The organism is Rhodococcus sp. 06-1474-1B, from assembly GCF_002258885.1.
Taxonomy (GTDB): Bacteria; Actinomycetota; Actinomycetes; order Mycobacteriales; family Mycobacteriaceae; genus Rhodococcoides; species Rhodococcoides fascians.
In genome coordinates this window covers 318,562-344,022 of record NZ_NOYR01000021.1, presented here as the reverse complement: position 1 = coordinate 344,022, position 25,461 = coordinate 318,562, and the positions used below count along the sequence as shown (strand labels likewise).

Here is a 25,461-nt window from a genome sequence, read left to right as displayed (position 1 = left end):
CTCAGCGAACGAGGTACGGGGACACCGAGCTTCGGTGCTCGTCTATGTCGAGATCCTTGCCGAGCGGCGGAAACGCACGCTGCGGGCAGTTCGAGCGTTCGCAGACCCGGCAACCCGCTCCGATCGGAGTTGCGACCGCCGAGCCCTGCACGTCCAGTCCATCGGCATAGACGAGCCGTCCGGCATGGCGCAGTTCGCAACCGAGGCCGATGGCAAAAGTCTTGCCGGGCTGCCCGTATCGAGCGGCGCGGCGTTCCACCGTCCGCGCGATCCACAGGTAGTTGCGGCCGTCGGGCATCTCGGCGATCTGCGTCATGATCTTGCCGGGATACGCGAACGTCTCGTACACGTTCCACAGAGGGCACGTGCCGCCGCTGGAGGAGAAGTGAAAGCCGGTGGCGGACTGTCGTTTCGACATGTTGCCGGCGCGATCGACTCGGACGAACGAGAACGGAACACCGCGCATCTCGGGGCGCTGCAGCGTGGAGAGTCGGTGACAGATGGTCTCGTAACTCACCGAGAAGAAGGCCGACAGCCGCTCGATGTCGTATCGGAAATCCTCGGCGACATCGTGGAACTGGTGATACGGCAACACCGTCGCGGCCGCGAAATAGTTGGCGAACCCGAGCACCGCCAATTTCTTCGACGCCTCGCTCGTGAAGTTTCCCTCGTCGGCCATCTTGTTCAACAGATCACCGCATTCGAGATAAGCGAGCTCGGCGGCGAACTTGAACACCTTCTGCCCGCCGGAGAGGTGAGGAGAAATCTCCAATACCCTTGTCTGCGGGTCGAACCGATGCAACACGTTCTCACCGAGGTCGATGCGATTGACGATCTGCACGTCGTGCACCGTGCGCAACCGCTTCGCGATCTCACCGCCCACATCGGCGCGATGGAACCGAATTCTCGACGTCAATGCCTCTGCGGCGGTATCCAATTCGTGCAGATAGTTCTGTCGTTGATAGAAGTAGTCGCGCACCTCTTCGTGCGGCTTGCTGATCGAGCCGCTGCCACTGCCGTCGGAGAAGCGTTCCTCGGTCGCTGCCAACAGCTGAGCCGTCGTATTGCGGTATCGGCGATGCATATTGACCATTGCCCGAGCCAGCTGTGGGTGCGAGCTGACCATCTGCGCGATCTCGTGCGGATCGGCATCGATGCCCATGTCCTGATCGAGTGCGACCTCGCGCAACTCGGCAACCAACCTGGTGTCGTCCTCGGAGGAGAAGAACGAGGTGTCGACGCCGAAGACCTCCGAGATGCGCAGCAGAACCGGAACCGTCAACGGGCGTACGTCGTGTTCGATCTGGTTGAGATAGCTGGCCGAGATACCCAGCTTCTGCGCCAGAGATACCTGGCTCATACTGCGTTCGCTGCGGAGCTGCCGAAGGCGAACGCCGACGAAAGTCTTGGACACGGTTGCCAGGCTACGCCTGCGAAGAATTGCCTTAACACCGTTCGCAACTAGCTGCTGGGTCACGATTCGGTGACCGTCGGGAACATTAGCCGAAGTAAAGGCGTATACCGATATACGAGCTATTCATCACGCACCTCGAGGAGCGGTCATGTCCAATCGTCAGCGCACATCGGAAATCGTCAGGGACGTCGTCGTCTTCGTCACCGGGGCCGTTCTGGTCGCCTCCACCGTCTGGCTTCCCGTCCAGGGCGACCAAGAAGTCACCGGAGCCATCCTGGTGCTCGGCATCCTCGCGGCATCGTCGGCGCTCTGGGCAATCGGATCCGCGTCCAGGCAGAGCCACTGGACTCACGTCGGCCTCGGTGTGTTGCTCGCCGTCTCACCCGCGCTGATGGTCTTCCCCTCCGGATTGCTGGCCGCGGACCTGTTCGCCATCGTCGGCGGACTCGTGATCGCTGCCATGGGTGCGTTGGGGGTCATCGCATCGCGCCGGGTGCCGGTCACCTCGCGAGTGGTGGCCTCCAGCGACGAGCACACCGGCGTTCGCATCTGAGCCTTCTCTGCAACTGATGCTCCACTCCCTGGGGCGTGCGCGATGAGACTCGTGCTCGCCCCGGGAAGTGGAGCATTGTGTGCAGTCATCGCCGCGATGCCCGTCGTCGTCGAATCACCGCTGCGATTTCGGCAGCCACGTCGTCAGGCGCGGTGAGCACATCGAACGCCGAATAGCGCAGCACCAACCAGCCATCGAGGACCAGCGCGTTCTGTCGTCGGCGATCCTTGCTGAATACGGCTGCTGCACTGTGGAATTCGCGACCGTCGACTTCGATGATCGTTCGGCTGCGGCGGTCGACGAAATCACACACGAACTGACCGACTGCAGCGTTCATCTCCAGGCGCAGGCCGAGTCGATGCACTGCGCGGCCCAGGGCGCGCTCGGGCTCCGACGCAAATCTCGATACCGCGAGCCGCACCTGACGAGCCAGCTCGACGTTCCCGTGCCGACCCGGGAATCGGTCGAGTAGGCAGAGCAGCGAAGCCGGGTCCATTCCGAACTTCAGGCGCTCGTCGATCAGCAACTCGGCATCGGGGCGGGGGAGTAGCGCCAGGCAGTCGAGCATCGTCTGCGCAGAGATGGTGCAGGGCAGCGCTGCGACCTCGTCGACGAGCGTGGAGTCCATCTCGCGACGGTGCAGCCGAAGCCACGACGGAGGTCTCAGCCGCGCAGTTCGGGGGACGGTGGCGTCGAGCATTGTCGGTTCGGTGGTCCAGCCGCGCAGGTACGCGGCCGATCGATGACTGAGGACGGCGTCGGGTCGCCACAGCGTGATGGCCCAACAACGGTCCACCGTCGACGGCTCCCCGCGCATGTGGACCGTCGGCAGGACGCGCGTGAAGCGACGCGAGATGGTGCTGGGGTGAATCCCTGCGTCGACGAGGTCCCCCCAGGTGGTGGGAGTGGAGCCTGCGGGGGTGGGAGTGGAGCCTGCGGAATGACCTGCGGGGGTGAGAGTGGAGCCTGCGGAACGACCTGTGGGGTTGTGGTGTGTCATGGCTGCAGCATCGGTGTCTCGCTGTACGGCGTTGATCGCTCGACCTGGGGAAATGGAATGGCCTGTGCATGGCCGAATGCTTGTGGATGGTGCAATTCCTGCTCCACTCGACGCACTCGCACGGGGGATTCTCCAACGAGAGATCGCGAGTGGAGCCCCTTGTGCAGCGTCCACATCGTGAGACGATGCGTGTGTGACCTCCATCACTACCAGGCCGTCTTCTGACTCGATTCAGACGCTCGATTCAAACCGTACAAGCGTCCCGTAAAGAATTTTGTTCATTCCGTTCACCAACTGGGGATTCGTCGCTACCGACGAGTAACCACGCTGCCCGATCGGCGAGGTATGTGAGCCCCGAAAATTTGCAGACTTAGCAAAGGGCTCTGGAAAGCTAGCCAAGATTGGCACTAACAACTGGTAGACGCCTGTTTTCGGGTGTGCCATTGTTTTGGAGTACACCAGAAGGGCCTGGCAACGATGTGAAGATTCGTCTCGCGGCAGGCCGAGAAGCAGAGAAGAGACTGGAGCTCCGATGTCGACCACCGGCACCCCGAAGACCACCGCCGAGATTCAGCAGGATTGGGACACCAACCCGCGCTGGAAGGGCGTCACCCGTAACTTCACCGCGCAGCAGGTCTCCGACCTCCAGGGCACTGTGGTCGAAGAAGCCACACTCGCTCGCCGCGGCAGCGAGATCCTGTGGGATCTCGTCAACAACGAGGACTACATCAACTCGCTCGGTGCCCTCACCGGCAACCAGGCCGTGCAGCAGATTCGCGCCGGCCTCCAGGCGATCTACCTCTCCGGCTGGCAGGTCGCCGGCGACGCCAACCTCTCGGGCCACACCTACCCGGACCAGAGCCTCTACCCGGCCAACTCGGTTCCGTCGGTCGTCCGTCGCATCAACAACGCACTCCTGCGCGCCGACGAGATCGCCAAGATCGAGGGCGACACGTCCGTCAAGAACTGGGTTGCACCCATCGTGGCCGACGCCGAAGCAGGCTTCGGTGGCGCACTGAACGCATACGAGCTGCAGAAGGCCATGATCGTGGCCGGTGCTGCCGGCGTGCACTGGGAAGACCAGCTCGCATCGGAGAAGAAGTGCGGCCACCTCGGTGGCAAGGTGCTCATCCCCACCCAGCAGCACATCCGCACCCTGACCTCCGCCCGTCTGGCCTCGGACGTCGCCGACGTCCCCTCGGTCATCATCGCCCGCACCGACGCCGAGGCAGCCACGCTGATCACCTCCGACGTCGACGAGCGTGACCGCGAGTTCCTCGACGGAACCCGCACCGCAGAAGGCTTCTTCGGCGTCAAGAACGGCATCGAGCCCTGCATCGCTCGCGCCAAGGCCTACGCACCGTACGCAGACCTCATCTGGATGGAGACCGGCGTCCCGGACCTCGAGGTCGCCAAGAAGTTCTCCGAGTCGGTTCGCAGCGAATTCCCGGACCAGCTGCTCGCCTACAACTGCTCGCCTTCGTTCAACTGGAAGGCACACCTGGACGACGCCACCATCGCGAAGTTCCAGAAGGAACTCGGCGCCATGGGCTTCAAGTTCCAGTTCATCACCCTCGCGGGCTTCCACTCGCTCAACTACGGCATGTTCGACCTGGCACACGGCTACGCCCGCGAAGGCATGACCGCGTTCGTCGACCTGCAGGAGCGCGAGTTCAAGGCTGCCGAAGAGCGTGGCTTCACCGCCATCAAGCACCAGCGTGAGGTCGGCGCGGGCTACTTCGACCGCATCGCCACCACCGTCGACCCCAACACCTCGACGGCAGCACTGAAGGGCTCCACCGAAGAAGGCCAGTTCCACTGAGCTAGCCCGCCTCCCCGGATCTTCAGCGCACTAGTCAGGCGGCCCCAGCGTTTCGCTGCGGGCCGCCTGATTTGTATCGCCTGGGTTCTGGGCGTACCCCGGAAGGGTTACCCTCATCTCGCTTTAAGCTGTTGTGCTGCAACATTATTCGCTAGGAGTTTGCTGTGACGGTGGAGAGGGTGGGGATCGTCGGAGCCGGACAGATGGGTGCGGGAATCGCAGAGGTCTGCGCCCGCGCGCACGTCGACGTGGCGGTCTACGAACAGACTCGCGAACTGGCGACGGCCGGCCGCAGCCGCATCCTGCAATCACTGGACCGCGGAGTGAGCAGCGGCAAGATCACCGAGCGCGAACGAGAACACGCCGCCTCCCGGTTGCGGTTCACCTGCGACCTCGGGGACTTCGCAGACCGCCAACTCGTCGTCGAAGCAGTCCTCGAGGACGAAGAGATCAAGGCGGCAATATTCGCAGAACTCGACGCGGTGGTGTCCGACGCGAATGCCGTGCTCGCGTCCAACACCTCGTCCATTCCGATCACGACGCTCGCGTCGGCCACCACGGCACCGCAACGCGTCGTCGGACTTCATTTCTTCAATCCGGTTCCGGTATTGCCGCTCGTCGAGCTGGTCACCACGAGTACAACGTCCGATGCGGTGGCCGACCGCGCCGAAGCCTTCGCCGGAGATGTTCTCGGCAAGCAGGTGGTGAGATCCGCGGATCGCTCGGGCTTCGTCGTCAACGCACTTCTCGTTCCGTATCTGCTCTCGGCGATCCGCATGGTCGAGTCGGGATTCGCCACCAAGGAAGACGTCGACAAAGCGACGGTTCTGGGTTTGGCGCACCCGATGGGACCGCTCGCGCTCGCGGATCTCGTAGGTCTCGACACCGTCAAGTCCATTGCCGACTCCATGTATTCGGAATTCGACGAGCCGCTGTTCGCGGCACCGCCGTTGTTGCTGCGCATGGTCGAGGCGGGGCAGACGGGCAAGAAGACCGGGGCCGGGTTCTACCGCTACGAGAACGGCCGCGTAGCAAAGTAGTGGGCGTCTCGGGCGGGTCGCCGCGCAGCGGCCTGCCGAGCGCTATTGTCGGTCTGCCGGTGCAAATCCATCGATCCCAGGGAGCATGTCAGTGAGCAAGTCCAAGAAGTCGAACGGTCTGGTGCCCAAGGCATTCGGAATCGGGTTGGCCGCTACAGGCGCGGCCCATTTCGTCGTGCCGGAGGCCTTCGAGGGAATCACCAAGCTTCCGTTCCCCAAGGACACTCGAACCTGGATCAGTCGTAACGGGGCCACAGAACTGGCCGTCGGCGTGGCGATCGCGTACCCCAAGACCCGCAAGATCGGACTGGTCGGTCTGGCAGCGTATGTTGGATGGCTCGGCGTCAATATCGCCAAGAACAGCTGACGTTACTGTTGCGAACGACTCGTTCGGAGCAGGAATAGCCTGGTCGCAGCGGTAGCTGTGTTGCGCTTACACAGATGCGTAGGTAGCAATGTAGACATGACTTCAGCTACCGCTTACCAGGCCACCGCTCCGGACGCTCCGCTCGAGAAGGCGACGATCGAGCGACGCGCAGTCGGACCGCACGACATCCTCATCGACGTCAAGTTCGCGGGGATCTGCCACTCCGACATCCACACCGCCCGAAACGAGTGGGGCGGCACCACGTACCCCGTCGTTCCCGGACACGAGATCGCCGGCATCGTGGCCGAGGTCGGCTCCGAGGTGACCACCCGCAAGGTCGGCGACCGCGTGGGCGTCGGCTGCTTCGTCGACTCCTGCGGCAAGTGCGAGGCATGTCTCGACGGCGACGAGCAGTACTGCACCAAGGGCGTCGTCCAGACGTACAACTCCACCACCTACGAGGGTGAATTCACCAACGGCGGCTACTCCACCCAGATCGTCGTCACCGAGAAGTTCGTCCTCGGAATCCCGGAAGGCGTCGAACTCGACGTCGCAGCGCCGCTGCTGTGCGCAGGCATCACGCTGTACTCGCCCCTCAAGCACTGGGGAGCCGGCCCCGACAAGAAGGTCGCCATCATCGGAATGGGCGGCCTCGGACACATCGGCGTCAAGATCGCTCACGCCATGGGCGCGCACGTCACCGTGCTGAGCCAGACGGATGCGAAAGAAGCAGACGGCAAGGCCTACGGTGCCGACGAGTACTACGCCACCAAGGACACCACCGCGCTCAAGGATCTGCAGGGCAAGTTCGACCTGATTCTCAACACCGTCTCGGCCAACCTGCCCATGGGCAAGTACCTGGGACTGCTGGCCCGCAACGGAACCCTCGTCGAGCTCGGTGTTCCCGAGAAGCCCCTCGAGGTGCCTGCATTCAACCTGCTGGCCAACCGTCGCTCGTTCGCCGGTTCCATGGTCGGCGGCATTGCCGAGACCCAGGAAATGCTGGACTTCTGCGCCGAGCACCACATCGGTGCCGAGATCGAGGTCATTCCGGCCGAGAAGATCAACGAGGCATACGACCGCGTCGTCAAGTCCGACGTGCGCTACCGCTTCGTGATCGACGCAGCCACGCTGTAACTGTCTCCTTGGACGCGTGAATGGTCCATTGACCTGCCCAGACGGGGGTCGATGGACCATTCTCGCCTTCGACGGGGGTTCAGCTCTCGGCGAGTCGCTGCTTCTCGTATTCGACATCGAAATCGGCTGCGGGCCAATCGAGATCGAGCTTTTCGAGCGCGTCGATGAGAATTTCCGTGACGGCCAGTCTGCTATACCACTTGCGGTCGGACGGGACGACGTACCACGGTGCGTGGTCGGTATCCGTGCGATCGAGAACCCGCTGGTACGCCGTCCGGTACTGCGGCAGGAAACCACGCTCGGTGACGTCGCCCGGGTTGTACTTCCAGTGCTTCTCGGGTCGATCAAGCCGTTCCTGCAGTCGCTTCTTCTGTTCGTCGGCCGAGACGAACAAGGCCACCTTGACGACGACCGTGTCTCCGTCGACCAACTCCTTCTCGAAGGCGTTGATCTCGTCGAATCGCTTCTCCCACACCTGCCGTGGCACGAGGTCGTGGACCGCGACGACGAGAACGTCCTCATAATGGGACCGATCGAACACCCCGATTCGGCCTGCGCGCGGAAGAGCTTTGCGGATGCGCCACAGGTAGTGGTGTTGCTTCTCCTCCTGGGTCGGTACCCCGAACGACGCGAGGTCGACGCCCTGCGGATCGACCATCCCGATGACGTGCTTGACCATGCCGCCCTTGCCCGCAGTGTCCATGCCCTGCAGCACGAGCAGAACCGACTTGGTGCCGCCTGCGCGCCCGTGGGCATAGAGCTTTTCCTGGAGCGCCGCAAGGACCGCACCGCGCTGCTCGAGGACGTCGTTGCCGTGTGCTTTCGCGCCGTCGAACCCCGGAGTGGCGGTGAAATCGATGTCCTCCACACGAGGAGAGGCACTGGCGCGCAGCACATCGACGGGAGAGAGCGTCCACAGTTTCGACTTGTCGGCCATAGGCGGAAGACTACTTCTCTACCATGGGATTCATGGCCCCTACCATCGCAAAAGCCGAGACTGTGTCGCGTGAGCAACTGCTCGAATTCGTATCTCCGCGGCACCACCACACCCTGATCACGCGTAAGCGCGACGACGGTCTGCAGGTCTCCCCGGTGTCCGCAGGCGTGGACTCGGAAGGCCGCATCGTCATCGCCACCTACCCCGAGCGCGCCAAGGTGCACAACATCCGCCGCACGCCGGCCGTCACCGTGTTGGTGCACAGCGACGACTGGAACGGCGACTACGTCCAGGTCGACGGGACGGCCGAGATCATCGATCTCCCCGACGCCGTCGAGCCTCTGGTGGAGTACTTCCGCAGCATCGCCGGCGAGCACTCGGACTGGGACGAGTACCGCGCGGCGATGGTGAAGCAGGGAAAGTCGTTGATCCGCATCACGATCGACACCTGGGGCCCGATCGCCGCGGGTGGCTTCCCGCCCGGGAGAGTGTGACAAGCCCCCGGGAAGAGTGTGACAAGCCCGCCCGGGAAGAGTGTCGCAAGCCCTCCCGGGCGGGTGTGAGCTAGGCCTTCAGTGGTGCTGCGAACAGTGGCACTGCGTTGTCGAGTGCATATCGGGTTCCCGCGACCGAGGCGGCCGAGAATGCGTTGGACAGGTCGGTGTCACCGAGCACGACGAGGCGTCCGTCGCGGGCCGACGGGAGTCCCTGGATGAGCGGGTTCTCGGTGATGACCTCGGGTCCGCTGCCGATGGGGAACATGACCGTCAGGTCGGCGTCGAGGTTCGCGATGTTCTCCTCGGAGAGGTCGACGCTGAACTTCCCGGGTTGGGCGAGGCCCTGGATGGCCGGGGCGTTCGACAGTCCGAGTGCTTCGAGGAAGTCGACTCGAGTGTCGCCGCGTACGTAGGCCCCGCTCTGGCCGCTGTACAGCGTGCCGACGGCGACGGACTTGCCGGCGAATTCCGGGTTGGCAGCCACGGTCTCGGCGAATTGGGTCTTGGTGTCGTCGATCAGCTTTTTGCCTTCGTCGACTTTTCCGAGCGCCTCGGCGACGATCTCGGTCTGCCCGTCCCATGTGGTGCCGTAGGCGACGTCGGTTCCCGGAGGTGCCGCGACAGTGGGGGCGATGTCGGACAGCTGGTCGTACACTGCCTTGTCGTTGGTGCTCCGGGTCCACAGGATCAGGTCCGGTGCCAGGGCGGCGACCGATTCGACGTCGATGTCGTAGGTGGCCAGGATCGTCGGGTCGGTGTCGTACTTTTCGGTGACCCAGGGGCCGAGGCCGTTGCCTCCGACGCCGAGCCAGTCACTGGCTCCGACGGGCTGCACGCCGAGAGCCAGTGCGGTTTCGGCGTCGGACCAGCCGAGTGCAACTACTCGCTGGGGGTCGGCCGGCACCTCGACCTCCCCGAACATGTCGGTGACGACGGTGCCTTCAGCAGCCGAGTCGGCCGAGTCGCCGCCGTCGGAATTACCGGATCCGCACGCGGTCAGGGTCAGAGCGAGGGCCACGGCTGCCGCAGGCAGGGCCAGAGATCGAGAAATGCGCATAGGGCACGCTAACCTATCAAGCGCGGAAGTGCTCCACGATCTTCGCGCAGAAGGCAGGCAGGTCGTCGGGGTTACGACTTGACACCAGGTTGCCGTCCACGACCACTTCCTCGTCGACGACAGTCGCACCGGCGTTGCGCAGGTCGGTCCGAATGCTCGGGTAGGACGTCAGCGTGCGGCCTTTCAGTACGTCTGCTTCGGCCAACGTCCACGCGCCGTGGCAGATGACTCCGACCGGTTTGCGCGCCTGAACGAATGCGCGCACGAACTCCACTGCGTCCGCATCCACGCGCAGTTGATCGGGATTCGTGGTGCCGCCGGGCAGGATCAACGCGTCGAAGTCGTCGACCGATACCTCGCCCGCGATCTTGTCGACACTGAACGTGTCGCCTGCGTTCACGTCGCTGTTCATGGCTTGGATGTCGCCGTGATCGAGCGACACCAATGTGACTGTGGCACCAGCATTTTCGACGGCTTCACGAGGCTGCACCAATTCGACCTGCTCGACACCGTCGGTGGCGAGAACGGCAATGCGGCGTCCGGACAATGTTTCGTTGCTCATGCTCGTTCGGATTACCGGCGCGATCGAGTTTCAAACGAGAACCGTGTGCGCGGCAGTGGTACGAATGGACACATGAGCGAATCACCGATCGAATCTCCGACCGAGGATCGCGTCGAGCAGAATCTGCCGATCGCGGACGAACCGGACGAGCCGGATGCGGGCGATCTCCCCGTCGAGGCCGACGCCACGGACGTCATCGAACAACGCACCGAAGTTGCGCTCGACGACGAATACGACGAGCGCTAGGACTTACCCGGCTCGTCGTCCACCAGAGGATGCGGCTGCGACTTGAACTTGGCCGGTGAGCCGTCGGCCATGGCCACGCCGTGGATGCCGCCCCACATCATCATGCAGAGGTAGTCGATCAGGTCATCGGCGGACATGGACTTGTTCGAGATCCACCAGTGCGTGGCCAACTGGACTGCGCCGACGATGGCGAACGCCCACGGCACCGAGCCGCCCGAATCCATCTCGCGTTGGCGCAGCCGCTCACCCAACACGGTGGAGAGGAGTTCGGCGATCATGCGCTCGGACTCGGCCACCACGTCCCGGTTGTTGCCGGCGTTGTTGGCCATCACGTAGAGGTACACCTCGGGATCGGTGGCCACCGTCTCGACGTAGGCGGTCACCACCACCCGGGTCAGCTCGTACTCGTCGAGCTCGTGGGAGATCGCGGAGTAGATGCGCGGCGCGAGGGTGGTTTCGACGTACCGGGACATCGTCGCGCTGGTCAGATCGTTCTTGTCGGTGAAATACCGATAGAGCACCGTCTTCGAGATACCGATCTCCGACGCGATCTCGTCCATCCCGATCTCGCGACCACGCAGCCGGATCGCGGCCAACGTACCGTCGACGAGCTCTTCGCGTCGGGCGATCTTGTGCTCTCGCCATCGACGCTTGCGGCCGTCCGGCTTCTCGATCTTGGGCTTGTCCGCGTCCGCCTCGGGGGCGTCCTCCGAGGCTGCCGCCGCACTATTTTTCACCACGTCACCCACCTTATGCGTCGGGTACGACACAGGAGGGGGCCGTGCCCGGTTGATCGGTTGCGATTCTGGGCACAATGTCGGGTGTGCAGCTCATGAACTTCGACGACGAGACCAAGCGTCGCGACCTCCGCAAGATGAAAACCGTCGCGACGGGATTCCTCGTCTTCGCCTCGATCGTCTATCTCTTCTGCCGCTGGCAGGAATCCACCGGGGCCGGGGCATGGGTGGGGTACGTCCGAGCGGCGTCGGAGGCGGGCATGGTGGGCGCGCTGGCGGACTGGTTCGCAGTGACGGCCCTGTTCAAGCATCCGCTGGGCATTCCGATTCCGCACACGGCCCTGATCAAGAAGAAGAAGGACCAGCTCGGTGCCAGCCTGAGCTCGTTCGTCGGTAGCAACTTCCTCGCGCCCGAGGTCGTCTCGGAGAAGGTCGCGTCGGCTCAGGTGCCGTTGCGGCTCGGCACCTGGCTCGCCCAACCCGACAATGCGGAACGGGTGGCGGCCGAGGCGGCAACGGTGCTGCACGGCGTGGTCGACGTGCTCAACGACGAGGACATCACCGCCGTCATCGACAGCACCATCGTGCGCCGACTGGCCGATCCGCAATGGGGGCCGCCGATCGGCCGCATCCTCGACGAGCTGCTTCGCGAGAACCGTCAGCTTCCGCTGATCGACATGCTGGCCGAGCGGGCTCATCAGTGGGCATTGGGCAGCCAGGAAATGATCGATCGTGTGGTCGCCCGGGACTCGCCCAACTGGTCGCCGAAGTTCGTCGACACACTGCTGGGGGAGAAGGTCTACAAGGAACTCGTCGAGTTCACGTGGAAGATCCGCTCCAATCCCGAACACGAGGTGCGCCTGGCGGCGAACAAGTTCCTCGTCGACTACGCCAACGATCTGCAGAACGATCCGGCCACCATCGAGAAGGCCGAGAAGCTCAAGGCACAGATCATGGGCCGCGAGGAGATCACCGGGCTCGCCGCGTCGACGTGGAAGGTGGCCAAGCGTCTGATCACCGAGTCGGTGGACGATCCGACGAGTACTTTGCGCAACAAGATCAAGGAGAACACGGCCAACTTCGGCATTCGACTGCGCGACGACGACGAACTGCGCGGAAAAGCCGACGGATGGCTGCTGGGTGGGGCCCGTTACATCGCTGCCAACTACGCGGACGAGATCACGACGATCATCGGCGACACCGTCGCGCGCTGGGACGCCGAGGAAGCGAGCAGGAAGATCGAACTGCAGGTCGGACGGGATCTCCAGTTCATCCGGATCAACGGCACCGTCGTCGGTTCCATCGCAGGCCTGGCGATCTACACCGTCTCCGATCTGATCTTCGGGCACTAGTGCTAGCAGAGTGCTTGCAATAGTTAGCACCCTTCGGTACCGTCCAGTAGGACACCGAAACCAGGAGGCCGAGATGGCCGAGAACGAGGGGGATCTGGTCGCCAAAGCGACCGAGGCGACGCAGGTGGTCGCCGAGGCCGGAGACCTTGTCGCCGCAGTCGTCACGACTGCAGCCCAGGACATCGGAAGCTACATCCGGTCTCAGCGAGAAGCCGCACAAGTATCCATGCGGCAGCTCGCGAGCAGGGCCGGAGTGAGCAACCCGTATCTGAGCCAGATCGAACGCGGACTACGCAATCCGTCCGCAGAAGTGCTTGCGCAGATAGCCAAGGGTCTGCGCGTCTCCTCCGAGGTGCTGTACGTCCGGGCCGGGATCTTGGAAGCGCGTCCCCACGGTCCGGTGCGCGAAGCTCTGCTCGGCGATGAGCACATCACCGAACGGCAGAAGCAAGTGCTGATCGAGATCTACGACTCGTTCTGTCGTGAGAACGAGTCGACGCAAGAGCCCGAAACCGACGAACAGGAGACACCAGATGTCTGATTCCAAGAACTTCGAGAACGTCAAGACTCCGATTTACGCAGCTGTCGGTGCCGGCGACGCAGTCGTCCAGGCCGTCGCAGATGTCGTGGCACAGGTGCGCTCGCGCGCCGAGAGCCGGACCAGCGAGGTCAACGCCCGCATCGCAGACCTCTCCGACGAGGTCACCGAGGGCGTCGAGTCGCTCCGCGAGCGCCTGACGAACCTGCCCGCAGAGCTGCCCGACGAGATCGCCGAGCTCCGCGAGCGCTTCACCCCGGACGAGCTTCGCAAGGTAGCCGAGGCGTACCTCAAGGTCGCGTCCGACCTCTACACCTCGCTCGCCGAGCGCGGCGAAGAGACCGTCGAGCGCATCCGCCGCACCCCGGCAGTCGAAGAAGGCTTCGAACGCGCCAACTCCGCCGCCAACGACGTCGTCGACCTCACCGAGCACGCTCTCGGAACTGTCGCATCGCAGACCCGCGCGGTCGGCGAGCGCGCCGCAGCTTTGGCCGGCATCGCGTCGGACAAGGTTCGTGAAGGTGCCGACGAGATCTCCGAGGCCGCCGACGAGCTCGCCGAGAACATCGACGAAGCCGGCGACGAAGCCAAGGACAAGGCCGTCGAGGCGTCCGACAAGGTGAGCGGCGTGGCAGGCAAGGTCGAATCCAAGACCCGCGGCACCGCCGACGCACCCATCAAGAAGGCTGCTCCGGCACCGGCCAAGAAGACGGCACCGGCACCGGCCGCCAAGAAGACCGCACCGGCACCGGCTGCCAAGAAGGCTCCGGCCAAGAAGACCACCAGCTAAAGCACTCGTAAAGAAAACGACCCCTGCACCGCACGGTGCAGGGGTCGTTTCTCGTACACTGGGCGACGTGATTGCGAGCAGCTTCTCCCAGACGATCTTCCTGATCCTGCAAATCATCTCGATTGCAGGGGCTGCGTACGCAATCTTCCACGCGCTACGCCAACGTGCCGACGCTTTTCCGGCCACCGGCAAGCTGACCAAGAACGCCTGGCTGGGCATTCTGGCCGTCGGGCTGCTGCTGACGCTGATCGGCCCGATCGTCATCATGTTCTGGATCATCGGAGTCGTCGCGATCGCGGTGTACCTGGTGGACGTGCGTCCCAAGATCGACGGAATTCAGCGCGGACCGCGCTGGTAGAGGGGCTTGAAGCACCCGTTCGGCGCTGGGCGTAACCTCTACCGCACCCGCTCGGGGGTCACAGGTAGAGGGGAATATCAGTGGTTTCACGCAAGGTAATCGAACGTTCGCTGCTCGGAGTCGGAGGCATCGCCGCTGCCGCGAGCATCGGGGCCTTCGTCGTTCGGCGACGTCGACTGCATTCGTTCACCAAGACCACGGACGTGCAGCCGGACGAGTTGCTGCAGCATCCCACGGCCGAGCCGACCGTCACCGAAGTCGTCACCGACGACGGCGCACACCTGCACGTGCGCAGCTACGGTGACCCCGATGCCGAACCCGTCCTGTTCAGTCACGGTTGGACCTGCTCGGCCGATTATTGGTTTCCGCAGATCAATGCGCTCGCAGGTCGCTACCGCGTCATCGTCTACGACCAGCGCGGACACGGGCGCAGCGACGTCGGAACGCGTCCGCTGAGCCCTGACGTACTGGCCGACGACCTGTCGGCCGTTCTCTCGGCCACCGTCACCGAGGACAACAAGACCGTCCTGGTGGGGCACAGCATGGGCGGCATGTCGATCATGGCGTGGGCCGGAAATTACCCCGATCAGGTCGACCGCCTGGTCAGCGCCGTGCTGCTCGCCAGCACGGCGACGGATTCCCTCGTCCGAGAGACCACCGTCATCCCGTTGCCGCAGCGCTTCCCCCGGGTGCCCGCCCCCGTGGGACGCGCTGTGCTGAGTTCCGCGCTACCGCTACGGCCGTCCCCGGTGACCCGCCAAGCCATCAAGTACATTTCGATGGCCCCCGGTGCCACGCCCGCCGAGGTAGCGTTCTGCGAGAAGATCGTGCTCGAGTGCGCGCCGCGTACCCGGGGTATCTGGGGCGCTGCGCTGAGCGACCTCGACATCCGCGAGGCGCTCGAGAACATGTCCGTGCCCACCAGCGTGCTCGTCGGATCTGCGGATCGACTGACCCCGCCCGTGCATGCGCGCAAGCTCGCCCGAGCACTCGACGACCACGACCACCTGAGCCGACTGATCGTGATCCCCGGAATCGGCCACATGAGCTCGGTGGAAGCGATCGACGACTTCAACGCCGAAGTGGTTCGTCTGCGGAACCTGTGACCCGAACGGTCTAGCTGAACACCACGGTCTTGCGTCCGTGCACCAGGACGCGATCCTCGAGGTGCCAGCGCAGGCCGCGGGAGAGCACCAGCTTCTCGATGTCGCGCCCCTGACGCACCATGTCGGTCACCTCGTCGGAGTGGTCGACGCGGATGACGTCCTGCTCGATGATCGGACCTGCGTCGAGCTCGGCCGTCACGTAATGGCACGTCGCGCCGATGAGCTTGACGCCACGGGCGAACGCCTGGTGGTACGGCCGAGCACCGACGAACGACGGCAGGAAGCTGTGGTGGATGTTGATGGCGCGACCGGCCCAGTGCTCGCACAGCGACTCGGGCAACACCTGCATGAAACGCGCCAACACGACCGCGTGCGGGTCGTAGGAGTCGACGAGCGACCGAACTTCCTCGAAGGCCGGTCCGCGCTCGGACGGGTCCTTCGCGAACTCGACGTGATGGAAGGGTGTTCCGTGCGCCGCAGCGACGGGCTCGAGCGACCTGTGGTTGCCGATCACCGCCGAGATCTGAGCGGGTAGCTCCCCGCCGGCCGCGCGGCCCAGGAGATCGTGCAAGCAATGCGCTTCCTTGCTCACCAGCAGTACGACTCGCTTGGGTGCGCCCGAATCATGCAGTGCCCATTCGGTTTCCGGGCCGAGCTCGGCAGCCACCTCGGCGAAGCGGGCACGCAGATCCTCGACACTCATGCTCACCGACGAGGCCCGCACGGCCTGACGCGTGAAGAACCAACCGGTATCGGGATCGGCGTGATAGGCGGCCTCGACGATCCAGCCGCCGACCTCGGCGAGAAACGTGGAGATACGGGCGACGATGCCCGTCTTGTCTGGGCAACCGAGGGACAGAACGTAGCGGCGATCCTCGGACACGGAAGAACTCATGAGGGCAATTCTCTCAGGGCGCTCGCAACCCGGTTGCCACCAGTGTCCCGAGATCGATCGAATCGATGCCGCGCTCGGTCAGCGACGCGAACAAGTCCGCTCGAATCCGCCCGACGGCTGCCTCGTCGAACGGGGTGAGGGCACCGCGCAGAGCACTGCCCAACACGAAGCTCCACACGAACGACTCCGTGGCGGGTACATGATTGCTCAGCTCGGCCACCCGGACGTCCGTCGTACCGGCCGCCGCAAGCCACTCACCGAGCAGATCGGCCGTCTCCATCCGCCGGATCGGGTGCTTGTCGTACCCCTCCTGCGCGAGGCGGCCCACCTGCTCGGTGGACGGTGAATGTGCTGCGATCACCTCGAAGTACGCACGGGAGAACGCCTCGATTGCGCCCTGACGCCACACCGTCACCCCGACGCCGCCACCAGGCCGGACCAGCGACACCAGACGCGAGAAGTCCAGCTCGGGATTCGGCAGGAAGAAGATGCCGTACGAACACGTCAGGGCGTCGTATCCGGCGTCGGGAACGGTCGACGGCGGTTCCCAGGCCGTGGCGTCGGCGACGACGAAGTCGATGTTGCGCAGGGCGCGCTCGGTGGCGTTCACCCGGCCCACCTCCAGCAGGTCGTCGGCGAGGTCGACGGCATGGACCAGGCCGTCCGGGCCGACGGCTGCCGCGGCGGGGAGCGCGGACGCCCCCGTGCCGGAACACACGTCCAGTACGGCGTCGCCGGATCGCAGCCCGAGAGCGAACGTCAGCGACTGCCCGGCCGGGCCCCAGACCAGCGGCGTCACCGCGTCGAACTCCCTGCTGGTGGCGTTGAACGTGTCGGCGAGCGAGGCTGCGTCCATAGCCGAGAATGGTAGACCGACAGGGCCGCGACATGCGGTGCTGTGAAAAGCTGGGTTCATGACACTCACCCGCGCCGCCCTCGCCGGAATGGTCGATCACACCCTGCTCAAGCCGGAGGCCACGGCCGCCGATGTGGAGGCCCTCATCGAGGAAGGCCGCGAGCTGGGAGTGCTCGCCGTGTGCGTCTCCCCGTCGATGCTGCCGATTCGCGCCGAGGGAATGCTCACCGCTGTGGTGGCCGGATTCCCGTCGGGTAAGCATCATTCGTTGATCAAGGGATCCGAGGCGCGACTGGCGGTGCAGCAGGGGGCCGACGAGGTCGACATGGTGATCGACGTCGGCGCGGCCATTGCCGGGGACTACAACGCCGTTCTGGCCGACATCGTGACCGTTCGCGAAGGCATCGGCGACGCGGTACTCAAGGTGATCATCGAATCGGCAGCGCTGTCCGACGAGGCGATCGTCGAAGTGTGCCGCGCCGCGGAGAAGGCCGGAGCTCACTTCGTCAAGACATCCACCGGATTCCATCCCGCTGGCGGCGCGAGCGTCGAGGCGGTGCGGCTGATGGCCGAGACCGTCGGCGGACGTTTGGGCGTCAAAGCCAGCGGCGGCATCCGCACCACGGACGATGCCCTGGCCATGATCGACGCCGGTGCCACGCGGTTGGGGCTATCGGGTACCCGCGCGGTACTCGACGGGTTGAACTAGAGCGACTGCGTCGCATGTGAATGGAACTTCGTAGTGGGCTACGAAGTTCCACTCACATGGATTACGCAACCAGCGAGCAACCCTCGGGCGTCTGCTGATTCTGGTTCTGCTGGGTGGCCGGGATGGTGTACTGGCCGCCTTCGAGGGCGAGTTCGATGCCGGAGTCGGTGACGGTCAGCGACGTCGGAGCCATGTCCAGCGGGTACGCCTGCAGGCTGTCGGTGAGCACGCCGACGACGGAATCGACCAGATCGGTGGGGATTCCCAGGCCCAGAATCGATGCGTCGACGGTTTGGACGTCGACCTTGCCGCCCGTGACCTGCGGCTTGACGGTCAACTTCGCAAGCGCGCCGACGGCGAACTCCAGGGTGCCCGCCGACGCGTCGGACGTGACCCCGGAGACGATGGCACCGATGCCCTGGCTCTGCAGGGTGCGGGTGATGCCGTCGGTCGACCACGAGATGTCGGCACTCGAGCTACCGATGGTGCCGCCCGAGTCGGCGCTTTGGGTCAGGTTCAGATCGTTCGCCTCGGCGTGCACGACCATGCCCTCGGCCGGGCCGAATCGAGCATCGTCGCTGTCGACGGTCACCGACGAGACCTTCTTGTCGACCAAGGACAGCAAGACCGGCTTGAAGCCGAGACCCACCTCCACCTGGCTGCCCAGCTCGGACTCGAGCTGGCCGGCGAGGCAGGATTTGATCTGCTGCCGAACGAACAGTTCTCCGCCGATGACGGCGACGAGGAGGACGACAACAACGGAGACTGCGATCAGCGGTACTGTGCTGCGCCTGGCTGAGGATGTCATTCCCGGCAGTCTTCCCGAAGTTTCTGAGCAAGCTCTGTGAAACTCGCCGAGTCCGGGGATTCGATTCGAAAGTTTGTGATGTGTAACACATTCTGACGTACTCTTGCTGCATGAGCACGATAGGACCGAGTGTGCAGGAGCTGCACTCGCTCGCTACCCGGCAGGACGGCTACTTCACCGCCGAACAGGCCGGTGAACTCGGCTTCGACTCTGCGATGGTGCGCGTCAACCTGGCGACGGCCACGTGGACTCGCGTCGAGCGCAACCTGTTTCGGCTCGGGCAGTGGCCGCACAGCGAACTCGAAGTGTTCGCTATGTGGTGCGCGTGGTTCGGCGGCGAGGCGGTGATCTCACACCAGAGCGCCGCCGAATTGCACGGTTTCGGACACCTGCACCCGCAGTTCGTACATCTCTGCGCGTTCGGCGACCTACGACTCACCGACACTCGCCTGGCAGTGCACCGACTGCGGCTCGAGCCGCGTGACGTCGAATCGGCCGGCACGTTCAACATCACCACTCCCGTACGCACGGTCCTCGACCTCGCCGCAGGCGGTATCTCGCAGATCACCCTCGACGAGGTGGTGGGCGACGCCGTGGCTATCGGTCGCGTCGACCCGCAGGCGCTGTACTCCGAGGCCGGCAGCAGCACCGATCGAGTGGCCGAACGCGTCGAACTGGCACTGTCCGCCTGTACGTAGCACCCGATTCACGGTGCCGGGGCTACCGTCGACCAGGGCACTGTGAGCACGTTGTCTCGCATGCGGCGGCGGGGGAGTGTGACCGGGAGTCCTTGCTCTGCAAGCACTTTCAATGCCGCCCGCCAACGCAGTCGGGGGCCGAACGGGGCCAATGGTGCCGAGACCGACCACGCGCGGTCGGCGCGGCGGAGCACATCGTGGATCAGCTCGCCCTCGATGTTGCGGTGTATCAACACTTTCGGAAGCCGCTCCGCGATGTCCGACGGCATCTCGACATCGAACGGGTCCCAGGCCAGGGTCAGAGATCGCGGCCCATCGGCGTCGAGCAGCACCCACGCGCAGCGTCGACCGAGTTCGTCGCACGTGCCGTCGACCAACAGGCCGCCGGGTGCCAGGCCCGACAGAATGCGGTGCCAGGCACCGGGAACCGCGTCCTCAGGATATTGCCGCAGCACGTTGAAGGCCCGCACCAGATTCGGTCGCAGTCCGGCCAACTCGAAACCGCCACGGGCGAATTCGACGCCACCGCTTCCTTCGACCACCCGCGCGGGATCGATTTCGAGACCGGTGACACGGAGATCGGGCCTGACGGTGCGAAGTCGGCCCGCGAGTTCGAGAGTCGTGTTCGGCATCGCCCCGTAGCCGAGGTCGACGACGAGGGGGTCCGGTGATTCGCGCAGGACGCGTCGGACATCGGGATCGTGCATCAACCACCGGTCGCTGCGACGCAACCGATTGATGCCGGTGGTGCCGCGGGTGATGACACCCTCAGGCTTGTTCAGGGCTAGGCGTTCTTCTCGAGCCAGTCGGCGGTCACTTCGCCCTCGCCGCGCCACAGGTCGATGAGGTTGACGAGCATCAGTTGTTCGAGTTTGCCGCCGATGAACGGCAGGAACACCTTGGCCTCGGAGGACGTGCGCAGCGTCGAGCCACCGTTGGTGGGGAACAGTGACGTGGTGCCCTTCAGCGAGCCGGGTCCGGCCGGAATCGACGCGTCGTAGTGCCCCGCCGTGGTTTCCCCGTACGCGTCGAAATGCACGTTGCGGGTGATGACCATGTCTTTCTTCATCACCGTCTGTGCGATGTCGGGCAGTTCGGTACGGGGGATGACGTGGTGCATCACGATGTCGATTCCGGCGTCGGACACCTCGAAGCTCTTCAGCTCGTTCTCCGAATACTTACGCATCTCCTCGATGCGCGCGTCCCAGTGCTCGCGACTGGACAGCGCTGCATAGACCTGCTGCGTCGAGTGGGTGAACCGGGCGGAGTAGTTCATTCGGCGAGCCATAGTGCGCCAGGTTACCCAGGAGCGGAGCCTGCGGAGCGACCAGGTTACCCAGGAGTGGAGCCTGCGGAACGACCAGGCTCAGCTGCTTGCTTGCGCCGCGATCCAGTTACCGGTGAAGTCCTGCTCGTTGTCGATGAGGGCGAGGACCTGCTCACTGATCATCGCTTCGATCTTCCCGCCGAAGATGGGGACCTTGACCTCGGTGGTGCCGGCCAGCGCGACGGTGGTCGTCTCGCCCTTGCCGTCGAGGCTGGTGGTGCCGGTGATGCGCGCAGGTGCTCCTTCGACGGTGGCTCCGAAAGTGCCCGCGGCGTGGGTGCCGTCGAACTGTCCCCAGCTCTCGGTTCGTTCGATGATGAGGTCGCCCTTCTTGAAGGCGGTGACCGCGGACGGCAGCTCTTCTTCGGGGACCGACTGGATCATGACGACGTCGATGGTGCCGTCTCCGACGGTGACGCTCTTCAAGCTGGCACCGGGGCCGCCGATCTGCTCGATGCGGTCCTTCCAGTACTGCTCGGACGTCAGCGCTGCGTGGACCTTGTCGGCGGAGGCGGGCACAGTCGAGCTGTGCTCAATAGGGCGAGGCATCCCCGCAGGTTACCGGGTGACTGAGGACGTTCGTGCGCGACCGGTAGCGTGAGAGTCCGTGCCTACTGCAATTTCCGAACTCACCACCATCCGGGTGGGCGGCCCAGCCCGTGAATTCACCGTCGCGACGAACGCTGACGAGTTGGTCTCCCTGGTGCGTGACGCGGACCGTGCAGGGACGGATGTGCTGGTCATCGGCGGCGGATCCAACCTGGTCGTCGGCGACGACGGGTTCGACGGCCGGGTGGTTCGGGTGACCGGCTCGCGGTTGGAGATCGACGGCGAGCGGGTGACCGTCGACGCCGGTGTCGAGTGGGATGCCGTCGTAGAAGCGACGATCGATGCCGGGCTGTCCGGTATGGAAGCGCTGTCGGGGATTCCTGGAACGACCGGCGCGACGCCGATTCAGAACGTCGGGGCCTACGGTGCGTCGACGTCGGAATTGCTGCACAGCCTCACCGTCTACGACCGGCAGACGCAGGAGACCTCGGTGTGGACGCCCGAGCAGTGCGGATTCGGAACGCATCGGTCGTCGGTGTTCAAGCGATCGTCGCGCTACGTGATTCTGGACGTGACGTTCGCGCTGAAGAAGACCACCGAATCGCTGCCGGTGCGCTACGCGGCGTTGTCGGAGCGGCTCGATGTGCAGATCGGCGACGTCGTTCCGGTACCGGACGTGCGCGCAGCAGTGCTCGCGCTGCGCGGTGAGCGTGGAATGGTGCTCGACGCGGCCGATCACGATACGTGGAGCGTGGGGTCGTTCTTCCTCAACCCGGTGTTGCCGGAGGTGCCGGAGCAGGCAACCCACGCGCCGAGCTTTCCCGACCCGGCCGGCACGAAGATTCCGGCCGCCTGGCTCATTCAGAACTCGGGATTCCCGCGGGGCTACGGCACCGAGTTCGGCCGCGGTACCGCGGCCCTGTCGACCAAACATGTACTCGCGATCACCAACCGGGGTGGGGCCACCGCGTCGGACATCATGGCTCTTGCCGCGCACGTCCGAGACGGTGTGCGAGAGAAGTTCGGGGTCACGCTGACCCCCGAGTGTGACCTCGTCAACTGCGCTCTGGGTTAGGGACGCTCGAAACGGCGCATACGATGGAGATTCGAGAGTTCGGCTCGTAGGAGGTAAGTCAGTGCAGGTCACCAGCGTGGGGCACGCGGGATTCCATATTCGGACCGAGGCGGGGAGCATCCTGTGCGATCCGTGGGTGAACCCGTCCTTCTACGCGTCGTGGTTCCCTTTCCCCGACAACTCGGGCCTGGACTGGGACGAGTTGGGTGATTGCGATTACCTCTACGTCTCGCACCTGCACAAGGACCACTTCGATCCGAAGAACCTGGCCGAACACGTCAACAAGGACGCGACGGTGTTGCTGCCGGACTACCCGGTGCTCGATCTCAAGCACGAACTGGAGAAGCTCGGCTTCCACAAGTTCTACGAGACCACCGACTCGGTCAAGCACACGCTGACCGGGCCCAAGGGCGATCTCGACATCATGATCATCGCGCTTCGCGCGCCTGCCGACGGCCCGATCGGCGACTCCGGCCTGGTGGTGTCCGACGGGAAGACCGTCGCGTTCAACATGAACGACGCGCGGCCGGTGGACCTGGACATGATGACCGAGCAGTTCGGTCCCGTCGACGTCCACATGCTGCAGTATTCGGGCGCGATCTGGTACCCGATGGTCTACGACATGGTCTCGCGTGCGAAGCGAAACTTCGGTATCCAGAAGCGTCAGCGACAGATGGATCGTGCGCGTCAGTACATCGAGCAGGTCGGCTCCACGTGGGTCATTCCGTCGGCGGGCCCGCCGTGTTTCCTCGACGACGAACTGCGCTCGCTCAACGACGTCTACGGCGACCCGGCCAACGTGTTCCCGGACCAGATGGTGTTTCTCGAGCAGATGCGCCTGCACGGTCACGACAAGGGTCTGCTGATGATTCCGGGCACGACGGCCACGTTCGAGGGTTCGGATCTGAAGTCCCACGAGCATCCCATCCCCACGGCCGACGCCGAAGCCATCTTCACCACCGGCAAAGCCGACTACATCGAGGCCTACGCCCAGCGTCAGGCGTCGGTCATCGCGGCCGAGAAGGCAGGCTGGGCACCGGCCGAGGGAGAGCCGCTGCTCGAGCCGCTGCGCGGACTCTTCGAGCCGATCATGGCGCAGACGGATCTGATCTGTGATGGCATCGGCTACCCCGTCGGGATCACGATGGGTGACGAGACGGTTGTGCTGGACTTCCCGAAAAGGATTGTCCGAGAACCGATCTCGAACGAGAAGTTCCGATACAGCTTCACCATCCCGCCGGAACTGGTACGCACCGCAGTGCGTGATCAAGAGCCGGACTGGGTCAACTCGATCTTCCTGTCCACGCGGTTCCGGGCCCGACGCGTCGGCGGGTACAACGAGTTCCTGTACACGTTCTTCAAGTGCCTCACCGACGAACGCATCGCCTACGCCGACGGCTGGTTCTCAGAGGCGCACGACGACACGGCCACCATCACAATGGGCGGCTACGAAATTCAACGTCGCTGCCCGCACCTGAAGGCGGACCTGACGAAGTTCGGCATCGTCGAGGGCAACAAGCTCACCTGCAACCTGCACGGCTGGGACTGGAACCTGGACTCGGGCCGGTGCCTGACGTCGAAGGGACACGAGCTGCGCTCGCAGAAGCTCTGACTCGTCGTCGACGGTTCGCTGTGAGACTGCCCCCAAAAACAGTGGGAAATGTGGGGTAGTTCGCAGACGCAGGTACGTTGGACAACGTGCATGAGCAGGTAGAACAGACAAAACGGACGCGCATGGTGTGGTTGGTCACCGTGCTTGTCGCACTGGTTGCGTTAGTAGCCGGCTGCACCGTCGGATCGGGCGACAAGAGCCCCGGTGCTTCGGCACCGACGACCGAGGCAGCGCCCGTCGCGCAGATCACGCAGAACCCGGCCGAAGGTGCCACCGACGTCAGCCCGGTGGCACCGATCTCGGTGTCGGTGACGAACGGAACGCTCACCCAGGTCGAGTTGACGAACCCGGGCGGCAAGATCGTTCAGGGTGCGCTGGCACCCGACAAGGCGTCCTACGCCGTCACCGAGCCACTCGGGTACGGGGTGAAATACACGTGGTCCGGTTCCGCCGTCGGCGCGGACAACAAGACCGTGCCGATCGAGGGCAGCTTCACCACCGTCGAACCGGACAGCCGCACCTCGGTGAGCACCAACATCGGCGACGGCCAGGAAGTCGGCATTGCAGCGCCGATCATCCTGCAGTTCGACTCGGCGATCGAGGACAAGGCAGCCGTCGAGAAGGCGCTGACCGTCACCACCAATCCGCCGACGCCCGGTGCCTGGGCGTGGTTCCCCGACGACAACGGCTCGCGCATCCACTGGCGTCCCACCAACTACTGGACGCCCGGCACGACGGTCTCGGTGAACGCCAAGCTCTACGGCGTGAACTACGGCGACGGTGCCTACGGGGCCGACGACGTCACCCTGAACTTCAGTATCGGACGCAGCCAGGTCGTCGTCGCCGACGCCACCAGCCACCGCATGCAGGTGGTGCGTGACGGCGCGACGATCATGGACATTCCCGTCAGCTACGGCGAGGGCAACGAGGATCGCAACGTCACCCGCAGCGGCATCCACGTCGTCACCGAGAAGCACGAGGACTTCCTGATGTCGAACCCGCCGTTCTACGAGAACGTGCGCGAACGCTGGGCGGTGCGCATCTCCAACAATGGCGAGTTCATTCACGCCAACCCGCTGACCACCGGCGTGCAGGGCGCATCGAACGTCACGAACGGATGTATCAACCTCTCGACGGAGGACGCGCAGCAGTACTTCGGCACGGCGATGTACGGCGATCCGGTGGAGGTCACCGGCACCCGCATCGACCTCTCCGCAGCGGACGGTGACCTGTACGACTGGGCCATCGACTGGCCGACGTGGGAGTCGATGTCGGCGCTCCCTGCCGGCGGGGCGCCAGCGACGACGACGCCTGCGACAACGGCACCCGCGACGACAACGGCACCTGCGCCCGCGGGGTAGAGCGCTGCGCGCATGTGAGTGGAACCTCGTAGCCCACTACGAAGTTCCACTCACATGG

Annotated in this window: 29 protein-coding genes; 17 read left to right on the top strand and 12 right to left on the bottom strand. The window is 64.5% G+C overall.

Annotated elements, in window-relative coordinates; genetic code table 11:
- Nucleotide 1: 1 nt before the first annotated feature.
- Entirely contained in the window at nt 2–1,414 is a 1,413-nt protein-coding gene (gene ramB, locus CH266_RS08600) for an acetate metabolism transcriptional regulator RamB (protein ID WP_027498407.1), read from the bottom strand.
- 148 nt (nt 1,415–1,562) lie between these two features.
- Between ramB and CH266_RS08595 the strand changes: the two genes are divergently transcribed.
- Nucleotides 1,563–1,967, top strand: coding sequence for an SPW repeat domain-containing protein (locus CH266_RS08595; RefSeq protein WP_094715097.1), 405 nt, complete (start codon nt 1,563–1,565; stop codon nt 1,965–1,967).
- Nucleotides 1,968–2,052: 85 nt separating this feature from the next.
- Here the strand turns inward: CH266_RS08595 and CH266_RS08590 are convergent, their stop codons facing one another.
- The gene (locus CH266_RS08590; protein WP_176457041.1) at nt 2,053–2,967 is read right to left on the bottom strand and encodes a DUF559 domain-containing protein; all 915 of its coding nucleotides are present in this window, start codon (nt 2,965–2,967) and stop codon (nt 2,053–2,055) included.
- Between the two features lie 532 nt (nt 2,968–3,499).
- Here CH266_RS08590 and aceA point away from each other — a divergent pair.
- The 4 genes from aceA (at nt 3,500) to CH266_RS08570 (ending at nt 7,333) form a co-directional block, all read left to right on the top strand.
- Nucleotides 3,500–4,789, top strand: a complete 1,290-nt coding sequence (gene aceA / locus CH266_RS08585; protein WP_027498404.1) for an isocitrate lyase — start codon at nt 3,500–3,502, stop codon at nt 4,787–4,789.
- 164 nt (nt 4,790–4,953) lie between these two features.
- Nucleotides 4,954–5,829, top strand: a complete 876-nt coding sequence (locus CH266_RS08580; protein ID WP_032373732.1) for a 3-hydroxybutyryl-CoA dehydrogenase — start codon at nt 4,954–4,956, stop codon at nt 5,827–5,829.
- 91 nt (nt 5,830–5,920) lie between these two features.
- On the top strand, nt 5,921–6,196 hold the full coding sequence (locus CH266_RS08575; RefSeq protein ID WP_027498402.1) for a hypothetical protein: 276 nt from the start codon (nt 5,921–5,923) through the stop codon (nt 6,194–6,196).
- A 96-nt stretch (nt 6,197–6,292) separates the two neighbouring features.
- On the top strand, nt 6,293–7,333 hold the full coding sequence (locus CH266_RS08570; RefSeq protein WP_027498401.1) for an NAD(P)-dependent alcohol dehydrogenase: 1,041 nt from the start codon (nt 6,293–6,295) through the stop codon (nt 7,331–7,333).
- Between the two features lie 79 nt (nt 7,334–7,412).
- Here CH266_RS08570 and CH266_RS08565 read toward each other — a convergent pair whose 3' ends face one another.
- A complete protein-coding gene (locus tag CH266_RS08565; protein WP_094715095.1) occupies nt 7,413–8,270 on the bottom strand; it encodes a PPK2 family polyphosphate kinase in 858 nt (285 codons plus the stop codon).
- Between the two features lie 32 nt (nt 8,271–8,302).
- Here CH266_RS08565 and CH266_RS08560 point away from each other — a divergent pair, with 32 nt between their 5' ends.
- On the top strand, nt 8,303–8,764 hold the full coding sequence (locus CH266_RS08560) for a PPOX class F420-dependent oxidoreductase (protein ID WP_027498399.1): 462 nt from the start codon (nt 8,303–8,305) through the stop codon (nt 8,762–8,764).
- A gap of 70 nt (nt 8,765–8,834) precedes the next feature.
- Here CH266_RS08560 and CH266_RS08555 read toward each other — a convergent pair whose 3' ends face one another.
- Both CH266_RS08555 and CH266_RS08550 read right to left on the bottom strand, forming a co-directional pair.
- A complete protein-coding gene (locus CH266_RS08555; protein WP_094715094.1) occupies nt 8,835–9,824 on the bottom strand; it encodes an iron-siderophore ABC transporter substrate-binding protein in 990 nt (329 codons plus the stop codon).
- A 16-nt stretch (nt 9,825–9,840) separates the two neighbouring features.
- The gene (locus CH266_RS08550) at nt 9,841–10,386 is read right to left on the bottom strand and encodes a type 1 glutamine amidotransferase domain-containing protein (RefSeq protein WP_176457040.1); all 546 of its coding nucleotides are present in this window, start codon (nt 10,384–10,386) and stop codon (nt 9,841–9,843) included.
- Nucleotides 10,387–10,458: 72 nt separating this feature from the next.
- Here CH266_RS08550 and CH266_RS25355 point away from each other — a divergent pair, with 72 nt between their 5' ends.
- Nucleotides 10,459–10,632, top strand: a complete 174-nt coding sequence (locus CH266_RS25355) for a hypothetical protein (RefSeq protein WP_155289526.1) — start codon at nt 10,459–10,461, stop codon at nt 10,630–10,632.
- Here the strand turns inward: CH266_RS25355 and CH266_RS08545 are convergent.
- On the bottom strand, nt 10,629–11,306 hold the full coding sequence (locus CH266_RS08545; protein WP_228139367.1) for a TetR/AcrR family transcriptional regulator: 678 nt from the start codon (nt 11,304–11,306) through the stop codon (nt 10,629–10,631). The two genes, CH266_RS25355 and CH266_RS08545, sit on opposite strands and share 4 nt — an antisense overlap.
- A gap of 140 nt (nt 11,307–11,446) precedes the next feature.
- Between CH266_RS08545 and CH266_RS08540 the strand changes: the two genes are divergently transcribed.
- From CH266_RS08540 to CH266_RS08520, 5 genes are all read left to right on the top strand, one after another.
- Complete coding sequence (locus CH266_RS08540) at nt 11,447–12,721, top strand: DUF445 domain-containing protein (RefSeq protein ID WP_027498395.1); 1,275 nt, start codon at nt 11,447–11,449, stop codon at nt 12,719–12,721.
- A 73-nt stretch (nt 12,722–12,794) separates the two neighbouring features.
- Nucleotides 12,795–13,262 (top strand): helix-turn-helix domain-containing protein, encoded by a 468-nt coding sequence (locus CH266_RS08535; protein ID WP_027498394.1) that lies wholly within the window; start codon nt 12,795–12,797, stop codon nt 13,260–13,262.
- Nucleotides 13,255–14,049: a heparin-binding hemagglutinin gene (locus CH266_RS08530; protein ID WP_032373735.1), complete on the top strand. Its 795-nt coding sequence runs from the start codon at nt 13,255–13,257 to the stop codon at nt 14,047–14,049. Before CH266_RS08535 ends, CH266_RS08530 begins: the two co-directional genes overlap by 8 nt.
- Before the next feature lie 67 nt (nt 14,050–14,116).
- Entirely contained in the window at nt 14,117–14,407 is a 291-nt protein-coding gene (locus tag CH266_RS08525; RefSeq protein WP_027498392.1) for a DUF2516 family protein, read from the top strand.
- Between the two features lie 80 nt (nt 14,408–14,487).
- Nucleotides 14,488–15,513: an alpha/beta fold hydrolase gene (locus tag CH266_RS08520; RefSeq protein WP_080731889.1), complete on the top strand. Its 1,026-nt coding sequence runs from the start codon at nt 14,488–14,490 to the stop codon at nt 15,511–15,513.
- 10 nt (nt 15,514–15,523) lie between these two features.
- Here CH266_RS08520 and purU read toward each other — a convergent pair whose 3' ends face one another.
- Nucleotides 15,524–16,408, bottom strand: coding sequence for a formyltetrahydrofolate deformylase (gene purU, locus CH266_RS08515; protein WP_032365183.1), 885 nt, complete (start codon nt 16,406–16,408; stop codon nt 15,524–15,526).
- Nucleotides 16,409–16,421: 13 nt separating this feature from the next.
- Nucleotides 16,422–17,264: a class I SAM-dependent methyltransferase gene (locus tag CH266_RS08510; RefSeq protein ID WP_094715093.1), complete on the bottom strand. Its 843-nt coding sequence runs from the start codon at nt 17,262–17,264 to the stop codon at nt 16,422–16,424.
- A gap of 58 nt (nt 17,265–17,322) precedes the next feature.
- On the opposite strand from CH266_RS08510, the gene deoC reads away from it, so the two are divergent.
- Nucleotides 17,323–17,973 carry a deoxyribose-phosphate aldolase gene (gene deoC / locus CH266_RS08505; RefSeq protein ID WP_094715092.1) on the top strand — a complete coding sequence of 217 codons (651 nt, stop codon included), beginning with the start codon at nt 17,323–17,325 and terminating at the stop codon, nt 17,971–17,973.
- Nucleotides 17,974–18,034: 61 nt separating this feature from the next.
- On the opposite strand, the gene CH266_RS08500 is transcribed toward deoC, so the two are convergent.
- Nucleotides 18,035–18,781 carry an LmeA family phospholipid-binding protein gene (locus CH266_RS08500; protein WP_027498387.1) on the bottom strand — a complete coding sequence of 249 codons (747 nt, stop codon included), beginning with the start codon at nt 18,779–18,781 and terminating at the stop codon, nt 18,035–18,037.
- Nucleotides 18,782–18,891: 110 nt separating this feature from the next.
- Here CH266_RS08500 and CH266_RS08495 point away from each other — a divergent pair, with 110 nt between their 5' ends.
- Entirely contained in the window at nt 18,892–19,479 is a 588-nt protein-coding gene (locus CH266_RS08495) for a type IV toxin-antitoxin system AbiEi family antitoxin domain-containing protein (RefSeq protein ID WP_032365186.1), read from the top strand.
- A gap of 8 nt (nt 19,480–19,487) precedes the next feature.
- On the opposite strand, the gene CH266_RS08490 is transcribed toward CH266_RS08495, so the two are convergent.
- The 3 genes from CH266_RS08490 to CH266_RS08480 all read right to left on the bottom strand — a co-directional run bounded on the left by CH266_RS08490 (nt 19,488) and on the right by CH266_RS08480 (nt 21,355).
- Nucleotides 19,488–20,186 carry a methylase gene (locus CH266_RS08490; RefSeq protein ID WP_032381239.1) on the bottom strand — a complete coding sequence of 233 codons (699 nt, stop codon included), beginning with the start codon at nt 20,184–20,186 and terminating at the stop codon, nt 19,488–19,490.
- Between the two features lie 77 nt (nt 20,187–20,263).
- Nucleotides 20,264–20,767, bottom strand: a complete 504-nt coding sequence (locus CH266_RS08485) for a DUF2505 domain-containing protein (RefSeq protein ID WP_032381240.1) — start codon at nt 20,765–20,767, stop codon at nt 20,264–20,266.
- A gap of 78 nt (nt 20,768–20,845) precedes the next feature.
- Nucleotides 20,846–21,355, bottom strand: coding sequence for a DUF2505 domain-containing protein (locus CH266_RS08480; protein WP_094715091.1), 510 nt, complete (start codon nt 21,353–21,355; stop codon nt 20,846–20,848).
- Nucleotides 21,356–21,413: 58 nt separating this feature from the next.
- On the opposite strand from CH266_RS08480, the gene CH266_RS08475 reads away from it, so the two are divergent.
- The 3 genes from CH266_RS08475 (at nt 21,414) to CH266_RS08465 (ending at nt 25,403) form a co-directional block, all read left to right on the top strand.
- Complete coding sequence (locus tag CH266_RS08475; RefSeq protein ID WP_094715090.1) at nt 21,414–22,430, top strand: UDP-N-acetylmuramate dehydrogenase; 1,017 nt, start codon at nt 21,414–21,416, stop codon at nt 22,428–22,430.
- A 61-nt stretch (nt 22,431–22,491) separates the two neighbouring features.
- Nucleotides 22,492–24,042, top strand: a complete 1,551-nt coding sequence (locus CH266_RS08470) for an MBL fold metallo-hydrolase (protein ID WP_032399557.1) — start codon at nt 22,492–22,494, stop codon at nt 24,040–24,042.
- 122 nt (nt 24,043–24,164) lie between these two features.
- Complete coding sequence (locus tag CH266_RS08465; protein ID WP_176457039.1) at nt 24,165–25,403, top strand: L,D-transpeptidase; 1,239 nt, start codon at nt 24,165–24,167, stop codon at nt 25,401–25,403.
- The last annotated feature ends 58 nt before the right edge of the window (nt 25,404–25,461 follow it).

Excerpts from the sequence above, each read along its gene's own strand:
- CH266_RS08595 (WP_094715097.1), top strand. The coding sequence starts at position 1,563 with ATGTCCAATCGTCAGCGCACATCGGAAATCGTCAGGGACGTCGTCGTC.
- CH266_RS08590 (WP_176457041.1), bottom strand. The coding sequence starts at position 2,967 with ATGACACACCACAACCCCACAGGTCGTTCCGCAGGCTCCACTCTCACC.
- aceA (WP_027498404.1), top strand. The coding sequence starts at position 3,500 with ATGTCGACCACCGGCACCCCGAAGACCACCGCCGAGATTCAGCAGGAT.
- CH266_RS08570 (WP_027498401.1), top strand. The coding sequence starts at position 6,293 with ATGACTTCAGCTACCGCTTACCAGGCCACCGCTCCGGACGCTCCGCTC.
- CH266_RS08565 (WP_094715095.1), bottom strand. The coding sequence starts at position 8,270 with ATGGCCGACAAGTCGAAACTGTGGACGCTCTCTCCCGTCGATGTGCTG.
- CH266_RS08560 (WP_027498399.1), top strand. The coding sequence starts at position 8,303 with ATGGCCCCTACCATCGCAAAAGCCGAGACTGTGTCGCGTGAGCAACTG.
- CH266_RS08555 (WP_094715094.1), bottom strand. The coding sequence starts at position 9,824 with ATGCGCATTTCTCGATCTCTGGCCCTGCCTGCGGCAGCCGTGGCCCTC.
- CH266_RS08550 (WP_176457040.1), bottom strand. The coding sequence starts at position 10,386 with ATGAGCAACGAAACATTGTCCGGACGCCGCATTGCCGTTCTCGCCACC.
- CH266_RS25355 (WP_155289526.1), top strand. The coding sequence starts at position 10,459 with ATGAGCGAATCACCGATCGAATCTCCGACCGAGGATCGCGTCGAGCAG.
- CH266_RS08540 (WP_027498395.1), top strand. The coding sequence starts at position 11,447 with ATGTCGGGTGTGCAGCTCATGAACTTCGACGACGAGACCAAGCGTCGC.
- CH266_RS08535 (WP_027498394.1), top strand. The coding sequence starts at position 12,795 with ATGGCCGAGAACGAGGGGGATCTGGTCGCCAAAGCGACCGAGGCGACG.
- CH266_RS08530 (WP_032373735.1), top strand. The coding sequence starts at position 13,255 with ATGTCTGATTCCAAGAACTTCGAGAACGTCAAGACTCCGATTTACGCA.
- purU (WP_032365183.1), bottom strand. The coding sequence starts at position 16,408 with ATGAGTTCTTCCGTGTCCGAGGATCGCCGCTACGTTCTGTCCCTCGGT.
- CH266_RS08510 (WP_094715093.1), bottom strand. The coding sequence starts at position 17,264 with ATGGACGCAGCCTCGCTCGCCGACACGTTCAACGCCACCAGCAGGGAG.
- deoC (WP_094715092.1), top strand. The coding sequence starts at position 17,323 with ATGACACTCACCCGCGCCGCCCTCGCCGGAATGGTCGATCACACCCTG.
- CH266_RS08500 (WP_027498387.1), bottom strand. The coding sequence starts at position 18,781 with ATGACATCCTCAGCCAGGCGCAGCACAGTACCGCTGATCGCAGTCTCC.
- CH266_RS08495 (WP_032365186.1), top strand. The coding sequence starts at position 18,892 with ATGAGCACGATAGGACCGAGTGTGCAGGAGCTGCACTCGCTCGCTACC.
- CH266_RS08490 (WP_032381239.1), bottom strand. The coding sequence starts at position 20,186 with ATGCACGATCCCGATGTCCGACGCGTCCTGCGCGAATCACCGGACCCC.
- CH266_RS08485 (WP_032381240.1), bottom strand. The coding sequence starts at position 20,767 with ATGGCTCGCCGAATGAACTACTCCGCCCGGTTCACCCACTCGACGCAG.
- CH266_RS08480 (WP_094715091.1), bottom strand. The coding sequence starts at position 21,355 with ATGCCTCGCCCTATTGAGCACAGCTCGACTGTGCCCGCCTCCGCCGAC.
- CH266_RS08465 (WP_176457039.1), top strand. The coding sequence starts at position 24,165 with ATGGTGTGGTTGGTCACCGTGCTTGTCGCACTGGTTGCGTTAGTAGCC.